General features: G+C 59.5%; 16 protein-coding genes and 2 pseudogenes. 6 read left to right on the top strand and 12 right to left on the bottom strand.

Annotated elements, in window-relative coordinates; genetic code table 11:
* Window positions 1-36 precede the first annotated feature (36 nt).
* From FJ941_RS23620 to FJ941_RS23605, 4 genes are all read right to left on the bottom strand, one after another.
* Entirely contained in the window at window positions 37-480 is a 444-nt protein-coding gene (locus tag FJ941_RS23620) for a group III truncated hemoglobin (RefSeq protein WP_140509344.1), read from the bottom strand.
* Between the two features lie 30 nt (window positions 481-510).
* Window positions 511-1,257 carry an SUMF1/EgtB/PvdO family nonheme iron enzyme gene (locus FJ941_RS23615; protein ID WP_246673959.1) on the bottom strand — a complete coding sequence of 249 codons (747 nt, stop codon included), beginning with the start codon at window positions 1,255-1,257 and terminating at the stop codon, window positions 511-513.
* A gap of 198 nt (window positions 1,258-1,455) precedes the next feature.
* The gene (gene nirK / locus FJ941_RS23610) at window positions 1,456-2,559 is read right to left on the bottom strand and encodes a copper-containing nitrite reductase (protein WP_140509340.1); all 1,104 of its coding nucleotides are present in this window, start codon (window positions 2,557-2,559) and stop codon (window positions 1,456-1,458) included.
* Window positions 2,560-2,802: 243 nt separating this feature from the next.
* Window positions 2,803-3,249, bottom strand: coding sequence for a pseudoazurin (locus tag FJ941_RS23605; protein ID WP_140509394.1), 447 nt, complete (start codon window positions 3,247-3,249; stop codon window positions 2,803-2,805).
* 339 nt (window positions 3,250-3,588) lie between these two features.
* Between FJ941_RS23605 and FJ941_RS23600 the strand changes: the two genes are divergently transcribed.
* Window positions 3,589-4,293: a Crp/Fnr family transcriptional regulator gene (locus FJ941_RS23600; protein WP_140509338.1), complete on the top strand. Its 705-nt coding sequence runs from the start codon at window positions 3,589-3,591 to the stop codon at window positions 4,291-4,293.
* A 2-nt stretch (window positions 4,294-4,295) separates the two neighbouring features.
* On the opposite strand, the gene FJ941_RS23595 is transcribed toward FJ941_RS23600, so the two are convergent.
* The 4 genes and pseudogenes from FJ941_RS23595 to FJ941_RS23580 all read right to left on the bottom strand — a co-directional run bounded on the left by FJ941_RS23595 (window position 4,296) and on the right by FJ941_RS23580 (window position 6,745).
* Window positions 4,296-4,505: a DUF1858 domain-containing protein gene (locus tag FJ941_RS23595; protein ID WP_140509336.1), complete on the bottom strand. Its 210-nt coding sequence runs from the start codon at window positions 4,503-4,505 to the stop codon at window positions 4,296-4,298.
* A gap of 161 nt (window positions 4,506-4,666) precedes the next feature.
* Window positions 4,667-5,023: pseudogene (locus tag FJ941_RS23590) on the bottom strand (DUF779 domain-containing protein).
* Between the two features lie 80 nt (window positions 5,024-5,103).
* Window positions 5,104-6,057, bottom strand: a pseudogene (adh, locus tag FJ941_RS23585) (aldehyde dehydrogenase); the annotation flags it as partial.
* A gap of 10 nt (window positions 6,058-6,067) precedes the next feature.
* Entirely contained in the window at window positions 6,068-6,745 is a 678-nt protein-coding gene (locus FJ941_RS23580; protein ID WP_348640756.1) for a YbhB/YbcL family Raf kinase inhibitor-like protein, read from the bottom strand.
* 311 nt (window positions 6,746-7,056) lie between these two features.
* On the opposite strand from FJ941_RS23580, the gene FJ941_RS23575 reads away from it, so the two are divergent.
* Window positions 7,057-8,172: a glycosyltransferase family 4 protein gene (locus FJ941_RS23575; RefSeq protein WP_140509335.1), complete on the top strand. Its 1,116-nt coding sequence runs from the start codon at window positions 7,057-7,059 to the stop codon at window positions 8,170-8,172.
* Window positions 8,153-10,363, top strand: a complete 2,211-nt coding sequence (locus FJ941_RS23570; RefSeq protein WP_140509333.1) for an amylo-alpha-1,6-glucosidase — start codon at window positions 8,153-8,155, stop codon at window positions 10,361-10,363. The genes FJ941_RS23575 and FJ941_RS23570 overlap by 20 nt, the downstream gene beginning before the upstream one ends.
* A 302-nt stretch (window positions 10,364-10,665) precedes the next feature.
* On the opposite strand, the gene FJ941_RS23565 is transcribed toward FJ941_RS23570, so the two are convergent.
* Both FJ941_RS23565 and FJ941_RS23560 read right to left on the bottom strand, forming a co-directional pair.
* Window positions 10,666-11,172 (bottom strand): Hsp20/alpha crystallin family protein, encoded by a 507-nt coding sequence (locus FJ941_RS23565; protein ID WP_140509331.1) that lies wholly within the window; start codon window positions 11,170-11,172, stop codon window positions 10,666-10,668.
* Window positions 11,173-11,248: 76 nt separating this feature from the next.
* The gene (locus tag FJ941_RS23560; protein WP_140509329.1) at window positions 11,249-11,737 is read right to left on the bottom strand and encodes an Hsp20 family protein; all 489 of its coding nucleotides are present in this window, start codon (window positions 11,735-11,737) and stop codon (window positions 11,249-11,251) included.
* A gap of 200 nt (window positions 11,738-11,937) precedes the next feature.
* Between FJ941_RS23560 and FJ941_RS23555 the strand changes: the two genes are divergently transcribed.
* Window positions 11,938-12,159 (top strand): hypothetical protein, encoded by a 222-nt coding sequence (locus FJ941_RS23555; protein WP_027145652.1) that lies wholly within the window; start codon window positions 11,938-11,940, stop codon window positions 12,157-12,159.
* A gap of 160 nt (window positions 12,160-12,319) precedes the next feature.
* Here the strand turns inward: FJ941_RS23555 and FJ941_RS23550 are convergent, their stop codons facing one another.
* Together FJ941_RS23550 and FJ941_RS23545 are read right to left on the bottom strand one after the other, a co-directional pair.
* The gene (locus FJ941_RS23550) at window positions 12,320-13,510 is read right to left on the bottom strand and encodes an NADH-quinone oxidoreductase subunit D (protein WP_140509328.1); all 1,191 of its coding nucleotides are present in this window, start codon (window positions 13,508-13,510) and stop codon (window positions 12,320-12,322) included.
* Between the two features lie 65 nt (window positions 13,511-13,575).
* Window positions 13,576-13,980: a hypothetical protein gene (locus tag FJ941_RS23545; protein ID WP_246673957.1), complete on the bottom strand. Its 405-nt coding sequence runs from the start codon at window positions 13,978-13,980 to the stop codon at window positions 13,576-13,578.
* Window positions 13,981-14,179: 199 nt separating this feature from the next.
* Between FJ941_RS23545 and FJ941_RS23540 the strand changes: the two genes are divergently transcribed.
* Both FJ941_RS23540 and FJ941_RS23535 read left to right on the top strand, forming a co-directional pair.
* Complete coding sequence (locus FJ941_RS23540; protein WP_140509324.1) at window positions 14,180-16,591, top strand: phosphoketolase family protein; 2,412 nt, start codon at window positions 14,180-14,182, stop codon at window positions 16,589-16,591.
* Window positions 16,588-17,763, top strand: coding sequence for an acetate/propionate family kinase (locus tag FJ941_RS23535; protein WP_140509323.1), 1,176 nt, complete (start codon window positions 16,588-16,590; stop codon window positions 17,761-17,763). Before FJ941_RS23540 ends, FJ941_RS23535 begins: the two co-directional genes overlap by 4 nt.
* Window positions 17,764-17,792: the final 29 nt, after the last annotated feature.

The following is a 17,792-nucleotide window of genomic DNA, read 5'->3' as shown; positions in this document are numbered from 1 at the left end:
TGGACGTGATGATGCATCCGGCAGAGAAAGTGGCCCTCAACCCGCAGCAGTCTGTCGTGGCGGATCGATGCGAAAGAACATCGCCAGCTTGAGGCTTGTCGCTATCCGTTCGGCTCGATCGATAAACACCGCTGCTGTTTCCGGCGCAAAGAGCTCGGCGGCGGTTTTGCCAAACATGTCCAGCCAGATATCGAAATCCGCTTCGGTGACATCCTTGAGTTTCACATGAGCGGGCACCGGCCGTCCGTGATAGTCGCCGGTCTTGAGAATGACGGAACACCAGAAGTCGGTCATTTTCTCGAGATGCGGCTCCCAGTCGCCGGTGATCGCGCGCGCGAAGATCGGTCCAAGGCGCTCGTTCTTCCGGAGCCTGGCATAGAATTCGCGAACGAGTCTCCCGATCAACGCCCGATTGACGTCAGGATCGTTCAGAGGCTGCTCTGCAAGCGGACGCACGGTCAAGGCTGATTTCATTGTCATTCCACAAATACTTTGTTGTCTTCGCCAAAATCAGGAAAGCCCGAGACGCCGAAGGCCTGCCTGGACAAGGGTGAGCCGTTCGCGGACAAGCCGGAAACCCAGATTGTCGGGCGGCGTTCCGACGGCGCAGCCGCCGCTCTTCCCGTCCCGGATGAAGTTCGACATATAGGTGCGGTGGAATCCTTCAACGACATGCACCCCGCAATTTTCCACCGAACCTGCAGTCCTTGTGCCGTCGCTGGTCACCGACGCGTGGACATAGCAGGTCGATGTCCATTCCCAGACATTGCCGGCGACGTCAGCCACCCCTTTTGCGTTCACACCGAAGGCCCCCTGAAATCTCGGGGCAGGATCGGATTTGCGCTCGAGCGAAGCCTCGTTGCGATATTGGGCGAGCCACCGCAGAGCCGGGTTGGCGGGGTCGCTGATGCCGGCCTCTACGTCGCTCCGGAATTTTTCGCCGGCGGCAAAGGCCCACTCCGCATCGGTCGGTAGCCGCCACGCTTCGCCCCTCTGGGTTGATAGCCAGTTCGCATAGGCTTGCGCGTCCATGTGGCTCACGCCGGTCACGGGAAAGTTGCCGCCGCCAAGGGTTTCAGCGGGCTGGCAGACATCGGCCGCCACGCAGCGACCGTATTCCGATGCACTCACTTGATATTTCATGATTTCCAGCGGTTCCCCCAACCTGACCAACATGACAGGCGCCGCCACCGGACGTCCGTCCTGCAGGAATTCACCTGGTTGGGGATGACTGAACGACGCCGGGGCAAGGCGCACCAGTTCCGGGCTCGCGACAAGTCGGCCGCCAGGCGGCGAAAGCCAATCAGCCGCCGTGGTCGCTCCTATGGCAACCAGCGCGGCAGAAGCGAACGCTGCGAGGGCTATGATTGGGTTGATTGGCATCGGCTTTCGCCCGACATGGGCGGTCTTGCGGAATTGCCGCAAGGCCGCCTTGGCTTCAGGATCAGATCCTCGCTACGACGCGATGGAGCGTGGTGCCTCGATCTGCGTCATCAGGTCGTCGTCCCAATGTCCGTCGACCGTGAAGTGCGCGGTCGCTCCCAGTTCCACGGCCTCGATTAGATTGTGGTTCACATAGGCGTAGATGCCGGGCTGCCGGAAGGTGTACAGCGACGAACCCGCCGAGCCACCGCGAATAAACCAGGTTTCAAGATCCTTGGCTGGCGGATTGTCGAATTTGCCCTGCTCCCAGACAAGGTCGCCATGGCCGCCGATCAGGTGGGGGCGGGTGTCGCGGTTCGCCTGGGAATGGACGATCAGGACGGTCTCGCCAACCTTGGCCTTCATGGCATGCTCGCCCGTCAGCGATCCCCGCCTGCCGTTGAAGACGACATGTGTCGGGATCAGGCCGCGCATGACCTTGACGGTGTCGTCGTAGTTGTCGCCGGCGGTTTCAAACTTCTTGAACTTTCCCTGCTCGTCGCGAGGAATGTAGAAGTCGTTCTCGCCGATATAGTAGATGTGATCGTAGCGGACGGGCTTGCCTTTGTCGTCCCTGAGGCCGTCGCGCGGCAGCACCATTACCGCACCGCTCATGCCCGACACGACGTGCCATGGGATCATCGCGCCGCCGGGGGCGCAGTGGTAGACGAACGTTCCGGCGCGGGTTGCCTTGAAGCGCAGTGTGACCTGCTCACCCGGATTGATCAGTGTCAGGCCGCCGCCGCCAAGTGCGCCGGTGGCCGCGTGGAAGTCGATGTTGTGGGCGAGTGTGTTGGTGTCGGGATTTATGAGTGTGAGTTCGAGATAGTCGCCTTGATGCACGACCATCAGCGGGCCGGGAATGGAGCCATTGTAGGTCATCGCATTGAGTTGCGTGCCGTCCGCGTCGATGACGATCGGCTTCTCTTCGATAGTCATGGTGAATTCGACGATTTTCGGACCGACTTTCGCGACCTGATCGTGAGCGTGAACGAAAGGAGGCGCGACCAATGCAACCTTTTCACGCGGCAATCCGGCCACTTCCTTTGCGCTTGCCGTAGCGGGCATGGCTGTAATCGTTGCGACGGCGGCGGCGGTAAAAACCGAACCCAGCAGTGCTTCACGTCTCGTAAGCATATCCATCTCCTTTGCCTGCGCCAATTTAGCCAGATATTAGGCTTCCCGCCGCGAACGTCTTTGCGCTAGCGCAAATCCAGTTCGATTCATCTACCTGGTGGAGGAAACAGGAGGTAGTTGTCATAAAACCGAGGCGAAGTCTTCGCCAAAACGAAATCGGCCGAACTGGACCCCTCCGCTGGTCCGTTCGGCCGTTCCCTCCGGAGATCGTGAACCGGAGGGTGTCTTTTGGACGAGAGCAGGTCAGTTGGAGGCGGCCTTTGCCGCTTCCGCGAACAGATCCGCGAACACTGTCTTGGCTTTGCCGGCCTGCTTGACGGCTTCCGCGGCTTCCAGATTGACGGGCTTGCCTACGGCGATGAGCGCCACCATGCCCATGCCATAGTGCGGCGCGCATCTCACGCCGTAGACACCCTCCTTGGTGAGGGTCACGGTGATTTCCTCACTCGGCTTCCCCTTGAAGGCGTCAGCGCCTTCCGGCAGCATGCCTTTGATGATTTCAGCGTTGTGGGTTTTGTCGGTCGGCACGAACTTGACCGTGTCCCCCGGTACTGCACGCACAAAGGCCGGCTGGAACACCATCGCACCTTTCTCACCTTTGTTGAGCATTTGCACCACATGCTCCTCGGCGCTTGCGGCGCCGGCGAGGGCGAGAAGAGCGACGGCAGCGGCAACAAGAGGCAATTTCATTGGGAAGTCCTTTCTTGGGTTCATCACGGCATCAACCGTCGCGCCTGTTCTACGTCACTGGACAATCTGGCGATTTGCGTTGGCGCAAATTTCTGGGTGAAATGTGCATGGAGGAGCAACTGGAGCCGTTTCCGTCAGAGTTGATTGCTGCCGTCTCTGCTCTTCAAGCGGCTGAAAGACATTCCGCCGAACAAGTCACATAGTCGAAGAAGGTGGCGACCACAGCGTCGCCCAGACGTCGAGCAGCATCGCCCCCTTGCCGCCCATCAGTTGTCCGTGACACTCTCCGGTCAGGCTGGCGTGGACGCTTTGTGGTCATGGTCAAATTGGGGGGCATCGTTGGGTAGCCTTGATCGCACACTGATCGCCGGGTTGTCTGTCTTTGAGGGGCTATCGGCTGCCGAGCTCGACCGCATCGTCGGCCAGGCCACGTCGTTGAGGATTGCCAGGGACCAGTCGGTTTTCGAACAGGAGCAGGAAGCCCATTCGTTTTTCCTGCTGCTCGACGGGCATGTGCGCGTGGTGAAATCGACACCGGACGGCCATGAGGTAACCGTGCGATACATAAGTCCAGGCGAGTTGATGGGCATTGCCCACGCACTGGGCCGCACCACCTATCCGGCAAATGCGATCGCCGCCGCCGATTGCGTCGCTCTTGCCTGGCCAAGCCAGCTGTGGCCGACATTCGCTGCCGACTTTCCCAGTTTCAGTGCCAACACCTACAAGGCCGTGGGCAGCAGGCTGCAGGACGCCCACACGCGCGTCATCGAGATGTCCACCGAACAAGTGGACCAGCGCGTTGCCCATGCACTGCTTAAGCTGGTCAAGCAGACCGGCAAAAAGACGGAGGAAGGCATCGTGATCGACTTCCCGATCTCGCGTCAGGACATCGCCGAAATGACGGGGACGACGCTTCACACGGTGAGCCGCTTGCTCTCGGCCTGGGAAGACCAGGGATTGGTCAAAAGCGAGCGGCAGAAGGTGACTGTAGTCGAGCCTCACCGGTTGCTTCTGATCGCGGAAGGCCGCGAACAGAAGAGCTAACGTCAGTCGCTACTTTCGATTGCGGTCCGCAGATCGCGACTGAGCAGTTCCTCGTCCAGATTGTGCTCCCGTGCCGCGTCTGAAATGGTGTGGAACGGCGCGATAGGGCAGCCTACGCAAAGCATGCCATGCTGAAGAACGACGCGAATAGCTGCTGGCGAGCCGTGCATGAGTCTGTCCATCGTCGCATCGTCGCTGAATGTGGGTTTCATGCCGCTTGTCCGCATTTGGAAGCGGACATCTTGCGCCTTGTTTCATCGATGCTCGTTGCGCTGAGACAAAGAGGAACCTTATGAGCCTTGCCCGCCCGTCGAGCGACATGCGTCCGCCGTCGCCGCAGGCATTTCCCGGCGCGCAACGCCACGGCAGTTCATTAAGCCCTCGCCTGAGCCGCGCAGATTGTCGACCGCGTTAGGAACCGCCTCTCTCTTCCGTTGTCGAGCGAGAACATTCCGCCGCGACCAGGTACCACGTCGATGATGAGATCGGTGTGCTTCCACACTTCATTGCGAGACGCTGATATAGACCGGGGTGTCGCCGATCTACCCCAGCATCACGTCATGGTCGCCGACGATGAAATCGCCTTGCGAGTAACACATCGGCGATGATCCATCGCAGCACCCGCCCGACTGATGGAACAGCACCGGGCCGTGGTCGGCGATGATTTCCGCCAGGAAGGTTCGGCTCCAGGTGTGGCCGAGACTTTCCCGAGCGAGATCTTTTCAAGCATCCTGCTTTCCCTCCAGAGTTCCCGAGCCGATAAGGGCGCGGCCATAACGGCTGCACCCTTGGCTTTCTATCCGACGACGCTCAAAAGAAACCGAGCTTCTTCGGGCTATAGCTGACCAGCATGTTCTTGGTCTGCTGGTAATGGTCGAGCATCATCTTGTGGTTCTCGCGGCCGATGCCCGATTGCTTGTAGCCGCCGAACGCCGCATGTGCCGGATAGGCATGGTAGCAGTTGGTCCATACGCGACCGGCGCGTATGGCGCGGCCGAACCGGTAGCAGCGGTTCGCATCACGGCTCCAGATACCAGCGCCTAGGCCGTAGAGTGTGTCGTTGGCAATCGCCAAGGCCTCGTCGTCGTCCTTGAAGGTGGTGACCGACACCACTGGCCCAAAAATCTCCTCCTGGAAGACGCGCATCTTGTTGTGGCCTTTGAACACCGTGGGCTTGACGTAATAGCCGCCAGCAAGATCGCCCGGCAGATGGTTCTGCTCGCCGCCGATCAGCAGTTCGGCGCCCTCCTTCTTGCCGATGTCGAAGTAGGACAGGATCTTCTCCAGTTGCTCGCTCGACGCCTGCGCGCCGATCATAGTGACCGGGTCGAGCGGATCGCCCTGGACGATCGCCTCGACGCGCTTCAGCGCCTTTTCCATGAACTTGTCGTAGATCTTCTCATGCACCAGGGCTCGGCTGGGGCAGGTGCAGACCTCGCCCTGGTTGAGTGCGAACATAACAAAGCCCTCGATAGCCTTGTCGAAGAAGTCGTCGTCTTCAGCGGTGACATCCTGGAAGAAGATGTTGGGCGACTTGCCGCCGAGTTCCAGCGTCACCGGGATGAGGTTCTGGCTGGCATATTGCGAGATCAGCCGGCCGGTCGTGGTTTCGCCGGTGAAGGCGATCTTGGCGATGCGGTTCGACGAAGCGAGTGGCTTGCCGGCCTCCAGGCCGAAGCCGTTGACGATGTTGAGCACGCCGTCCGGCAGAAGGTCACCGATCAGGTCCGCCCACAGCATGATGGTGGCAGGCGTCTGCTCGGAACGCGATGCATCACGCCCTCTCGTAGGTGCCGACAAGTTCGGCCTGTGCGATCACATGTGGCTTTGCCCGATCCAATATGTCGGCGACCTTGGCTTTCTCGCCACAATGCAGCGTTTCGACATCGAGGGCCGCGAGGCGAAAATGATAGTGATGGACACCGTGGCCCTTGGGTGGCTGCGGTCCATCGTAGCGCGGGTTGCCAAAATCATTGACGCCATAGCCAAGGCTTTCAGTCTTGGCGCCGGCCGTCGTACCCTCCGGCAAGCGGTCGCGTTCCGCAGGGATGTCGTAGATGCCCCAATGGCGGAAGATCCCGGAGGGAGCGTCGGGGTCCTCCACGATCAAGACGAAGCTTCGAGTGCCCTGAGGCGCTTCCTTCCAGGTCAGCGGGGGCGACAGGTTCTCCCCGTCACGCACATATTCATCCGGAATCCTGTCGCCGTCCCGGAAGGCCGGACTTTCAATCGAAAATGCCATGACGTTCACCTCAGTCGTGGTGATTTTTGAGCGTTCGCGTCGTCCTTGGATCGACTCGGAACGTATGGGCCTGGAGCGAGTTCCAGTAGGATCGACAAAAGCTCCAGGCGGGCCTCTCGCGGCCAGCTTGGGATTGCCTCGAAATCGGTCGAGGCGGAAACCGCGCATTTTGGACTGAAGCTCATGACCGTTCGTCGAATTCACGAACATGATTGATCCTCCTGGTCAGAACCGCACATCCGCGTGGGAAGCTCCGCCAGTGCTCCCGCTGCCGACCCATCGTCATTGCTGGACATAAGAACTACGGCTCAGGTCAATTGTTTCATTGCTCCAGAAAATAGCGCGCCTGGAGACGAGGTTTTGACGTTCCGCATAACCGCTTCTGCCGATCCGCGAGCATCTGGCCGCCGGCAAGGCAGGCGCGCTCAGCGCCGGAACAATCTGGATTCTGCGGTGTTCGGTTCGGAAAAGCCGGAAGTGGGTGCACCGAATTGGGTGAACGATACAAATGGACTGGACCGATGAGGGTTGCCCAAGTCGCACCCTTAACAGAAAGTGTTCCCCCAAAACTCTATGGTGGTACCGAGCGGATCGTGTCGTATCTTGCCGAGGAGCTTGTCCGTCGCGGTCATGAGGTCACGCTTTTCGCAAGTGGGGATTCGCACACCTCGGCGCGGCTGGTAAAATGCTGCGACCGGGCCTTGAGGCTTGATCCGACCGTTCTGGATCCCATTCCTCATCACATTGTAATGCTCGATCGCGTTCGGCGGGTTGCCGACGAGTTTGATGTTATTCATTTTCACACTGATCTGTTGCAGTTCCCTCTGCTCAATACCCTCCAAACTCCTGCGCTCACGACCCTGCATGGACGTCTTGATCTTCCTGACCTGTATCCGTTCTATCAAAGCTTTCCCGACGTGCCGCTGGTATCGATATCGCAAGAACAACGTCGCCCGATGCCGCCCGTCAACTGGGCCGGAACAGTCTATAATGGAATACCGCGCGATCTACTGCCGATGACGATGCATCCATCGGGCGATTATTTGGCGTTTCTCGGCCGTATTTCTCCGGAAAAAGGTCCAGAGACAGCGATCGAGATCGCCAGGCGTGCTGGCATGACATTGAAGATCGCGGCCAAAATCGACAAGCAGGACAGGTTATTTTGGGAGAACGTAATCTCGCCCATGATCGCCACACATCCCAATGTGGAATTCCTCGGCGAAATAGATGAACACCACAAGGCTGATTTCCTTGGCAACGCCCGGGCACTGCTTTTTCCTATAAACTGGCCCGAGCCCTTTGGGTTGGTGATGATCGAAGCCATGGCGTGCGGAACCCCCGTAATCGCGTTCGATCGAGGCGCGGTATCCGAGGTGATTGACCATGGGGTGTCGGGGTTTGTCGTAAGAACTGTCGACGAGGGAATTGAGGCGATAAGATCGGCCGGCAATTTGGATCGGCGACGGATCCGGGCTGTTTTCGAAGAACGGTTCTCGGCCGAGCGTATGGCATTCGACTACGTGTCGATTTATGATCGCCTTGTCGCGCTATCATCAGGCGCTGCGATGGCTCGCGCCAGGGGCGCTCAAGTGTCAGCTGAAGTTAGAGGTCTCAGCGATGCAATCCGTGAGTGCTGAAGCGATCTCCCATGCACCTTTTCCCGGGGGATCTGGCGTTACGCATCTTGCCCAGCTTTTCGTCCCCTCACTGCAGGAGCGCCGGCCCCGAACACTCAAGCATGACGACATTTTCGGCGTCTTCGACCGTAACGGCGACGTCCTCTCGGGACCTGGTAGCCCGGATGGGATTTATTATCGCGACACACGCTATCTCTCGCATCTTGGTCTGACAATCAATGGCGCCAGGCCTATGCTGCTCAGTTCGACATTGCGCGACGACAATGCGACCTTGACTTGCGATCTAACCAATCCAGACATTTTCGATGCTGAAGGCGTTCGCGTGCTGAAGCACGACTTAATTCATCTCCGCCGGTCACGATTATTGTGGGGCGCCCGATGCTTCGAGCGGCTGGCTGTGCGCAATTTCGATGAAGTTCGGCATCGTCTCCAGCTTGAGCTGGTTTTCGCATCCGATTTCGCGGACCTGTTCGAAGTCCGGGGCACGCCGCGGCCCCAGCGCGGAGAGGATTGTCAACCGGACGTGGCCGGTAACCGGGTCGCGCTTGCTTACGTGGGCTTGGATGGCGTGCGGCGCGCTACCATTTTGTCCTTCGATCCCGTGCCGGCGACGCTCACCGGTGAACAGGCCACGTTTGTGATAGAACTCGCACCTCACGAGACACATTCGCTTTTCCTGGATGTCGGCTGTGACAAGAAGGAAATTGGCGACGAGTCGCCTCGCCGCACCTTTTTTATTGCGCTTCGCGATGCGCGGCGGGCACTGCGTCATTCCACATCGAAGGCCGCCGTCATAACGACCTCCAACGAAATCTTTGATGAGGCGGTGCACCGAAGTGTGTCGGACCTCTACATGCTGATCACACAAACACCTGAGGGACCCTATCCCTATGCTGGCATTCCATGGTTCAGCACCGTGTTCGGGCGTGACGCTCTCATCACTGCCATGGAGATGCTTTGGCTGGACCCCTCGATAGCACGCGGCGTGCTCCTCTATCTCGCAGCCAATCAGGCAACCGAGCTAGATCATGTGTCGGATGCGGAACCTGGCAAAATCCTTCACGAGTTGCGGCATGGCGAAATGGCGGTGCTTCGGGAGGTGCCGTTCCGTCGATACTATGGCAGCGTCGACTCGACGCCCCTCTTCATCATGTTGGCAGGTGCCTATTTGGAGAGGACAAGCGATCTCGACACATTGCAGCGTCTGATGCCCAATATCGAAGCTGCTCTCGCTTGGATCGACGATTACGGTGACCGCGACAAAGACGGCTTCGTTGAGTACCAGCGGTTGACGCCTGATGGTTTGGCAAACCAGGGTTGGAAGGACAGCAGCGATTCTGTTTTTCACGCGGACGGAACACTTGCGAAGGGATCGATCGCACTCGCCGAGGTGCAGGCATACGTCTACGGAGCATGGTGCGCGGCGGCCGCGATCTCTCGTCGGCTCGGCAATTCGGCGCGAGCCAACAAGCTCGAAGCCAAGGCATCGGACCTGCGCGATCGCTTCGACGTCTGCTTTTTCGACGAGCAACTCGGCACATATGTGCTTGCGCTCGACGGGGACAAGCGCCCCTGCAGGGTGCGTTCGTCAAATGCCGGCCATACACTTTTCACCGGTCTCGCACGTGCCGAGCGAGCAAAGTCTGTGGTGCAGAGTCTCACGGAGCGCGCCTTTTTTACAGGCTGGGGTATCAGAACCATCGCTGCGACAGAGGCCCGCTACAATCCAATGAGCTATCATAATGGCTCTGTCTGGCCGCATGACAACGCGCTGATCGCCGCCGGCTTCGCTCGCTATGGCTTCCGACATGAAGCTGCAAAGATATTCGAAGGTCTGTTCGCCGCCTCGACATATCTCGATCTGCGCCGCTTGCCAGAACTATTCTGCGGCTTCCCTCGCCAAAGTGCCCAAGCACCGACCTTCTATCCGGTCGCTTGCAATCCCCAGGCATGGGCGGCCGCTGCGCCCTTGCTTTTCGTGCAAGCTTGCCTCGGCCTCGAATTCGATCCGAAATCGCAGTTTGTCGTTTTTGACGCTCCTGTCTTGCCGAGATTCCTGGATCAAATCGTCCTGAGGCGGCTTTCGCTGGGTGCCGGATCGGTGGACGTGGCGCTCCGTCGTACCGGCTCTCAGGTGGTCGTTGACGTTCTTGGCCGCACTGGATCAATCAGGGTGGTGGCGAAGAGCTGATCAACGGCGTCTCATCAGGCCCCTAACCCCCTCAGCGGTCTTGTTCACTTCACAAGCGGCGGGCCCGGCAAGAATCCCGGACCCTCGCCACCTCAGGCGGTCGACAGTGGATGATTACTGGCGAACCAGAGACTTGCAGCGGCCAGAAGCGCTACTACGGGGGAGGCGGCGCGCCGCTGAAGCTCCTCGCCGCAAAAGATGCTGCCGGCGATCGTAAGGATGGCCGGCGGTCCGGCCCGGCGAGTTCAACCAGCGCGCCATTCGAGTTCGACCTGAACCAGCTTGTCAGCTCCTTTGTCCAATCAGCTCTTGATTTCGATGCGCTTGACCTGCGATTGCGCCTTCTCCGTCTTGGGCAAGGCCACGGTCAGCACGCCGTTCTTGAAACGGGCTTCGACCTGGTCTCCGCGGATTTCATAGCCGAGCGGGATGCGGCGCTCGAAGCGGCCGTAGTAGCGTTCCGAGAACTGCCTGTCCTTGTCCTCGGTTTCGGATTGCTTCTCGCCCTTGAGCGTCAGCACACCATCTTCGAGCAGTACCTCGATATCCTTCTCCTCCAGCCCGGGCACCTCGGCGGTGACCTTTATCTGTTTCTCACTGTCGGAGATCTCGACGCTCGGCCAATTTCGGCCAAACACGGTCCTGCCAACAGACGGCAGGCCTGTGCCGAAGCCGCGGAAAACATCGTCGAACAGCCTGTTCACTTCCCGATGCAGCGACAGGAACGGATCGCGCTCACCGTCGCGCAAAAGGCTGGGGGCCTGGTCGCCATTGCCGCGGCCCCAAGGAATCAGATCACGGACACTCATGATTTTCTCCTTTCGGTCGTTCGGTGACAAAATCATCTCGGCGGTGCCGGGCGATGCCCGGCACCGTGCGGAGATCTCAGGCGGCCTTCTTCTCGGCCTCGATCTGCTTCGTCGCGCCCTTGGGCAGCGTCGTGTCGGCTGCGATCTCGATTCTGCGCGGCTTCATCTCTTCAGGAATCTCGCGCTTGAGATCGATCGTCAGCAGACCATTGACCAGGGCAGCGCCGACGACCTTGACGTGGTCGGCCAGTTCGAAGCGACGCTGGAACGCACGCCCGGCGATGCCGCGATGCAGGTACTGGCTGTTGTCGTCGCCTTTATCGTCGCCAGTCTTCTGACCAGACACCACGAGCATGTTCTGCTCCTGGGTGAGGGTCAGTTCTTCCTGCGAGAAGCCAGCCACCGCCATCGTAATGCGGTAGTCGTCCTCGCCGTTCTTGGCGATGTCATAGGGAGGCCAGTTGTCGATCGTTTCGATGCGGCTGGCGGCATCCAGAGCGTTCAACATCCGGTCGAAGCCGATGCTCGATCGGAACAGGGGAGAAAAGTCGAAAGCGGTTCTCATAGCTATATCCTCCATTGAGCAACATAGGAGGAGCGCCAAGGAAGCGGCGCCCCTTGACTTGCCGACCCGTTGGGCGTCGGCGAAATCGATTTGGTAATTCGCCTTTTTTCCGTCAAGAGCTGTTCGTTAAAATTTGTTCCCTCGGAACGGCAGATGGTTCGCGGGCGTTGATCCCTGGATCACCCCGGAGGGAATCATACATGCGCACGGCTTTGACAAAGGACGACGTGACTTCAGTGCTCGGACCAATCGAGGAGGCTACCGTCGCGGAAATCATTGCAACCGGCGCCTCCGCCGAGGAGCTTCGCGAAGCCTGGGCGTGGCTCAATGAAGACGAGGCGTTGATGAGCGAAGGACGGCCGCTGCCCGGGACCCGCGTGGCCGCCTTGATCGGCCTGCTGGAGCCGGATGACGAGGAATAAGGGATCCGAAGCGTGCGATGAAGCCATCGATGGTAGGGTCGGGAGCGCCCGGTACAAAGTTGTAGCGGGAGGAAATGCGGGAGCATTCACGTTTTCGGCCTACGAAAAAATTCCGCCGGCCGAAATCGGAGATTGGCAATCGATCGGATCCGCGCATTGGTCAGCGATCAATTTCGCCGAAGACGATGTCAAGGGATCCGATGATTGCGGCGACATCGGCGATCATGTGACCCCTGGATAGGAAATCCATCGCCTGCAGGTGGGCAAAGGACGGCGCACGTATCTTGCATCGGTAGGGAACATTGCTTCCGTTCGAAACCAGATAGACGCCAAATTCCCCTTTCGGCGCTTCGACGGCGGCGTAGACTTCTCCGGCCGGCACGCGATGGCCTTCGGTATAAAGTTTGAAATGGTGGATGGTCGCTTCCATCGATCGTTTCATCTTGGCGCGCGGTGGCGGTGTGATCTTCTGGTTCGGAATCGCCACAGGCCCTTGGCCTTCAGGTGCGCGCAGCTTTTCCAGGCATTGCTTCATGATCCGGACAGACTGGCGCATTTCCTCCATGCGAACCAGGTAACGATCGTAACAGTCTCCGTTCTTGCCGACGGGAATATCGAAATCCATCTCGGGATAGCATTCGTATGGCTGTGCCTTGCGCAGGTCCCATGGCGCCCCGGATCCGCGTACCATTACGCCGGAGAAGCCCCAGGCCCAGGCGTCATCGAGGCCAATCGCGCCAACATCGACATTGCGTTGCTTGAAAATACGACTGTTGGTGAGCAGGCCGTCAAGATTGTCGCAGACCTTGAGGAACGGGTCGCAAAAATCCCGGATGTCGTCAAGAAGCGCGGCAGGCAGGTCCTGGTGCACGCCTCCAATCCTGAAATAATTCGCATGCATACGAGCGCCGGAGGCGCGCTCGTAGAAGACCATCAACTTCTCACGCTCCGCGAAACCCCAGAGCGGCGGCGTCAGGGCGCCTATGTCCATGGCCTGGGTCGTGACGTTGAGGAGATGCGACAGAAGCCGGCCGATTTCGCAAAACAGAACGCGGATAAGTTGGCCACGCCTTGGCACCGATATTTGGAGCAATTTCTCGGCGGCGAGGCAGAAGGCATGCTCCTGATTCATCGGCGCGACGTAATCCAACCGGTCGAAATAAGGCAGGGCCTGCAGATAGTTCTTGTACTCTATGAGCTTTTCAGTGCCGCGATGGAGCAGGCCGATATGTGGATCGGCACGGTCGACGATCTCGCCATCCAGTTCCAGCACCAACCGCAGAACCCCGTGGGCCGACGGATGCTGCGGTCCGAAATTGATGGTGAAGTTGCGAACAGCGGCTTCGGCCATGGCGGCTCTCGGCGATATCTGCGTTTCATTGCTTCACGGCGCGACCGCATCGTTCCGGGTGCCGATCAAGTTGTGGTCTGGATGATCAGGGTCAGCGTGCCATCGCCATCGATGTTGGCGGCCACGACCTGTGAAGAGTTGAGCCCGTTCGCCCTCAGCGCCGTTGTTGCCTGGGGCGATGCATCGATGGAGTTCTGCAGCCGCAGCAGATCTCCCGCACTGGTCTGTGTGATCACTGCTTCCGCCTGCGCTTTGATTTCCGCAGGCAGATCCTCGACGGCGACAACGGCAATATTAGTGAAATTCTGGTCAGCAGCCCCTTGCCCGGGCTGCGGTATCTGGTCCGGCTGGGGCTCCAAGGGTGTCATCTGAGGAACAGGCGTTATCCGGGGAACCTGCGGGTTGATGGCTTGCCCGTAGAGGGACTGCGTGACGGCCGCTCCGGAAAGCGCGGCAACTATCATCAACATTCGCATAGTCGTTCCCTGGATTAGTTCGAAACGTCAAAGACAACCCGTGTGCCGGGCGATGGTTCCGTACGCACGACGGCCGCTGGGCAATTTCAGTCGTTTCCAATTGTTCAATCGTTTCTGCTTGCTGCCAATTTGGCCTTGCTCGGGCGCCAAGCCGCTCCAGTTAAATCCAGCGAACCGAGCTGGAGACTGGGTGATGGACAACAAGACCGCCGCGACGACGCAGGTGATCAGCCTCGAACGGATCGACCTCATGAACCGCTACTGGCGCGCCGCGAATTACATCTCGGTTGGCCAGATCTATCTGCTCGACAATCCGCTGCTGCGCCAACCCTTGAAGGCCGAGCATGTGAAGCCGCGGCTGCTTGGCCATTGGGGCACGACGCCGGGGCTCAATTTCGTCTATCTGCATCTCAACCGGATTATCCGCGAGCGTGATCTCGATGTGCTGTTTATCTGCGGCCCAGGACATGGCGGTCCGGCAATGGTCGCCAACACCTGGCTCGAGGGCACCTATAGCGAGATCTACCCCGATATTGGTCAAGGCGAAGACGGCCTGAGAAAACTGTTCCGGCAGTTTTCCTTTCCAGGTGGAGTGCCAAGTCACGTGGCGCCAGAAACACCCGGCTCCATTCATGAGGGTGGAGAGCTCGGATATGCGCTGGTCCATGCTTTCGGCGCCGCATTCGACAATCCGGATCTGACAGTCGCCTGCATCGTCGGCGATGGCGAAGCCGAGACCGGTCCACTCGCCGCGGCGTGGCATTCAAACAAGTTCCTGAACCCGGCGTCGGACGGCGCCGTCCTGCCGATCCTGCACCTCAACGGCTACAAGATCGCCAACCCGACGATCCTCGGCCGCATGGACGACGAGGAGCTGCGCGACCTCTTCACCGGCTACGGCTACGAACCGTTCTTTGTCGGAGGCCATGAGCCGGTTGCCATGCATCAGGCGATGGCCGGGACGCTCGACACGGTGCTCGATCGGATCCATTCCATTCAAGGGCAAGCCCGACGTTCAGGATGGCATGGTGAACGCCCACGATGGCCGATGATCGTCCTGCGCAGCCCCAAGGGCTGGACTGGGCCGAAAGAGGTCGATGGCGAAAAAGTCGAGGGTTTCTGGCGCTCGCACCAAGTGCCGGTATCGAACGCCCGCGGCAATGACGAGCACCGCAAGATCCTCGAAACCTGGATGCGAAGCTACGAACCGGAACAACTGTTCGATAAGGATGGACATCTGCTGCCGGAACTCGCGGCCCTTGCCCCAGCTGGAACAAGGCGCATGGGCGCAACTCCACATGCCAATGGCGGGCTGTTGAAGCGCGACCTTGTGCTACCGGACTGGAAAAGCCTGGGACTCGAAGTGCCTCGGCCCGGCGGCGTCGTTGCCGAAGCGACACGGACTTGCGGTGGCTATCTTCGCGAGGTCTTTCGACTTAACGCCAAAGCACGGAATTTCCGGCTGGTAGGACCGGACGAGACGTCTTCCAATCGCCTTGACGCAGTGTTCGAGGCCACGGATCGGATATGGATGGAGCGCATCGAACCTTACGACGTCCATCTTTCCCGCGACGGCCGCGTCATGGAAGTGCTGAGCGAGCATCTCTGCCAGGGATGGCTGGAAGGTTATCTGCTCACCGGCCGACACGGTCTGTTCTCATGCTATGAGGCGTTCATTCACATCGTCGATTCCATGGTCAACCAGCATGCCAAATGGTTGAAAACTTCTGGCGAGCTTGCCTGGCGCAAGCCGATCGCCTCGCTCAATTACCTGCTTACCTCTCATGTATGGCGGCAGGATCACAATGGCTTCAGCCATCAGGACCCGGGCTTTGCCGACTTTGTCGCCAACAAGAAGGCTGACACGGTCAGGCTCTATTTCCCGCCGGATGCCAACACGCTGCTGTGGATTACCGACCATTGCCTGAGAACCTACAACCGCATCAATGTCATCACCGCCGGCAAGCAGCGGGCGCCGCAATGGCTGTCCATCGAAGACGCTGAAGCGCACTGCAAGGCCGGCGCAGGCATCTGGGAATGGGCCGGCACTGTTTCGAAAGGCGAGGAGCCGGATGTGGTGCTGGCCTGTGCCGGCGATGTTCCGACGCTGGAAACGCTGGCTGCGACGGACCTTCTTCGCTCCGCAATTCCCGATCTGAAAATCCGCGTCGTCAATGTCGTCGACCTGATGACGTTGCAGTCGAACACCGAACATCCTCACGGCCTCACCGACCAGGCTTTCGATGCGCTGTTCACGAAGACAAGGCCGGTCATCTTCGCCTATCATGGCTATCCCTATCTCATCCATCGCCTGACCTACCGTCGTGCCAACCATGACAACATGCATGTGCACGGCTTTCGCGAGGAGGGCACCACGACGACGCCGTTCGACATGGTGGTGCTCAACGAACTCGATCGCTACCACCTCGCACTTGCCGCGATCGCACGCGTGCCGGGCTTGGCCGAACGGGCGGAAAGCCTCGCCGCGGACCTTGACGGCAGGCTGGCAAGGCACAAGGCCTATGTCCGCGAGTACGGCGAAGACATGCCCGAGATCCAGAAATGGAGTTGGCCGGCTGCAAGCGGGGGAAAGGCTGGTCGATGAGCCAATCGATCCTGGCACTGAATGCCGGCTCGTCCAGTGTCAAGTTCGCCTTATACGATCTTGCCTCGCCAGACGGCCAGCAGCTCGTTTCGCGCGGCACTCTGGATTTGGGCGACGCGCCCAGACTCACCGCAAAGGCGGCCGATGGAACAGTGCAGTGCGACAGGCAGTTCACCGCGGACGATCCGCACGAGGCGGGCATAGGCGAAATACTGAGTTTGGTGCAGGGGGAACTTGGTGGAAGAAAGCTGATCTGCGCCGGCCACCGTATCGTGCATGGCGGAAAGGAGTTCAGCAAACCTGTCCGTCTGACGCCCGCCACCATCGAGGCATTGGACAGGCTGACCGCACTCGCGCCTTTGCACCAGCCTCGCAGTATCGCGCCGGTTCGCGCGATAGCTGCATTGCAGCCGGATCTGCCACAGGTCGGATGTTTCGACACCGCGTTTCACCAGACGATCGATCCGCTGGTGCGGCGCTTTGCCATTCCGCAAGAATATGAACGGGAGGGACTGCGGCGCTACGGATTTCATGGCCTCTCCTACGAATATATCGCCAGGCGGCTGAGCGAGATATCGCCCGCGCTCGCGGCGAAGCGGACAATCGTCGCTCATCTCGGAAACGGGGCAAGCCTCTGCGCTCTGCGCGAGGGCAAAAGCGTCGATACCACCATGGGCTTTTCGGCACTGGACGGTCTTGTCATGGGCACTCGGTGCGGCGCCATCGACCCCGGCGTGCTGTTGTACCTCCTGCTGGAGAGAGGCATGGCAGCGGACGAGTTGCAGACAATGCTCTATGAGAAATCCGGACTGCTCGGTGTATCCGGCATTTCGGGCGACATGCGCACGCTGGAGGCAAGCAGTTATCCTCGCGCCCACGAGGCGATTGAGCTTTTCGCCTTCCGTGCCGCGAGGGAAGCAGCCGCGCTCGCAAACACCATGGGTGGTCTCGAATGTCTCGTATTCACCGCCGGCATCGGCGAACGCTCATCGTCCATCCGCAAGACGATCTGCGATAAATTGACTTGGCTCGGCATGGCGCTCGACGAGGCGGCCAATGACATCCATGCAGAGATCATAAGCCGTCCCGACAGCAAGGTGGAAGTGCGCGTGGTTGCAACCGACGAGGAGAACGTCATCGCGCGCCACAGCCGCGCGGTGATGCAGGTCTAAGGACCCGCGAGTCAGTTGCGCGAGCTGGA

This window comes from Mesorhizobium sp. B2-3-13, assembly GCF_006442195.1.
GTDB lineage: Bacteria > Pseudomonadota > Alphaproteobacteria > Rhizobiales > Rhizobiaceae > Mesorhizobium > Mesorhizobium salmacidum.
The sequence above is the reverse complement of the archived record's forward strand: the minus strand, read 5'-3'. Positions and strand labels throughout refer to the sequence as shown.

Coding starts and splice junctions, on each gene's coding strand:
- FJ941_RS23535 (WP_140509323.1), top strand. CDS start 16,588: ATGAGCCAATCGATCCTGGCACTGAATGCCGGCTCGTCCAGTGTCAAG.
- FJ941_RS23575 (WP_140509335.1), top strand. CDS start 7,057: ATGAGGGTTGCCCAAGTCGCACCCTTAACAGAAAGTGTTCCCCCAAAA.
- FJ941_RS23545 (WP_246673957.1), bottom strand. CDS start 13,980: ATGTTGATGATAGTTGCCGCGCTTTCCGGAGCGGCCGTCACGCAGTCC.
- FJ941_RS23605 (WP_140509394.1), bottom strand. CDS start 3,249: ATGAAATTGCCTCTTGTTGCCGCTGCCGTCGCTCTTCTCGCCCTCGCC.
- FJ941_RS23580 (WP_348640756.1), bottom strand. CDS start 6,745: ATGTTCGTGAATTCGACGAACGGTCATGAGCTTCAGTCCAAAATGCGC.
- FJ941_RS23560 (WP_140509329.1), bottom strand. CDS start 11,737: ATGAGAACCGCTTTCGACTTTTCTCCCCTGTTCCGATCGAGCATCGGC.
- nirK (WP_140509340.1), bottom strand. CDS start 2,559: ATGCTTACGAGACGTGAAGCACTGCTGGGTTCGGTTTTTACCGCCGCC.
- FJ941_RS23550 (WP_140509328.1), bottom strand. CDS start 13,510: ATGGCCGAAGCCGCTGTTCGCAACTTCACCATCAATTTCGGACCGCAG.
- FJ941_RS23570 (WP_140509333.1), top strand. CDS start 8,153: ATGCAATCCGTGAGTGCTGAAGCGATCTCCCATGCACCTTTTCCCGGG.
- FJ941_RS23565 (WP_140509331.1), bottom strand. CDS start 11,172: ATGAGTGTCCGTGATCTGATTCCTTGGGGCCGCGGCAATGGCGACCAG.
- FJ941_RS23595 (WP_140509336.1), bottom strand. CDS start 4,505: ATGAAACCCACATTCAGCGACGATGCGACGATGGACAGACTCATGCAC.
- FJ941_RS23620 (WP_140509344.1), bottom strand. CDS start 480: ATGACAATGAAATCAGCCTTGACCGTGCGTCCGCTTGCAGAGCAGCCT.
- FJ941_RS23555 (WP_027145652.1), top strand. CDS start 11,938: ATGCGCACGGCTTTGACAAAGGACGACGTGACTTCAGTGCTCGGACCA.
- FJ941_RS23540 (WP_140509324.1), top strand. CDS start 14,180: ATGGACAACAAGACCGCCGCGACGACGCAGGTGATCAGCCTCGAACGG.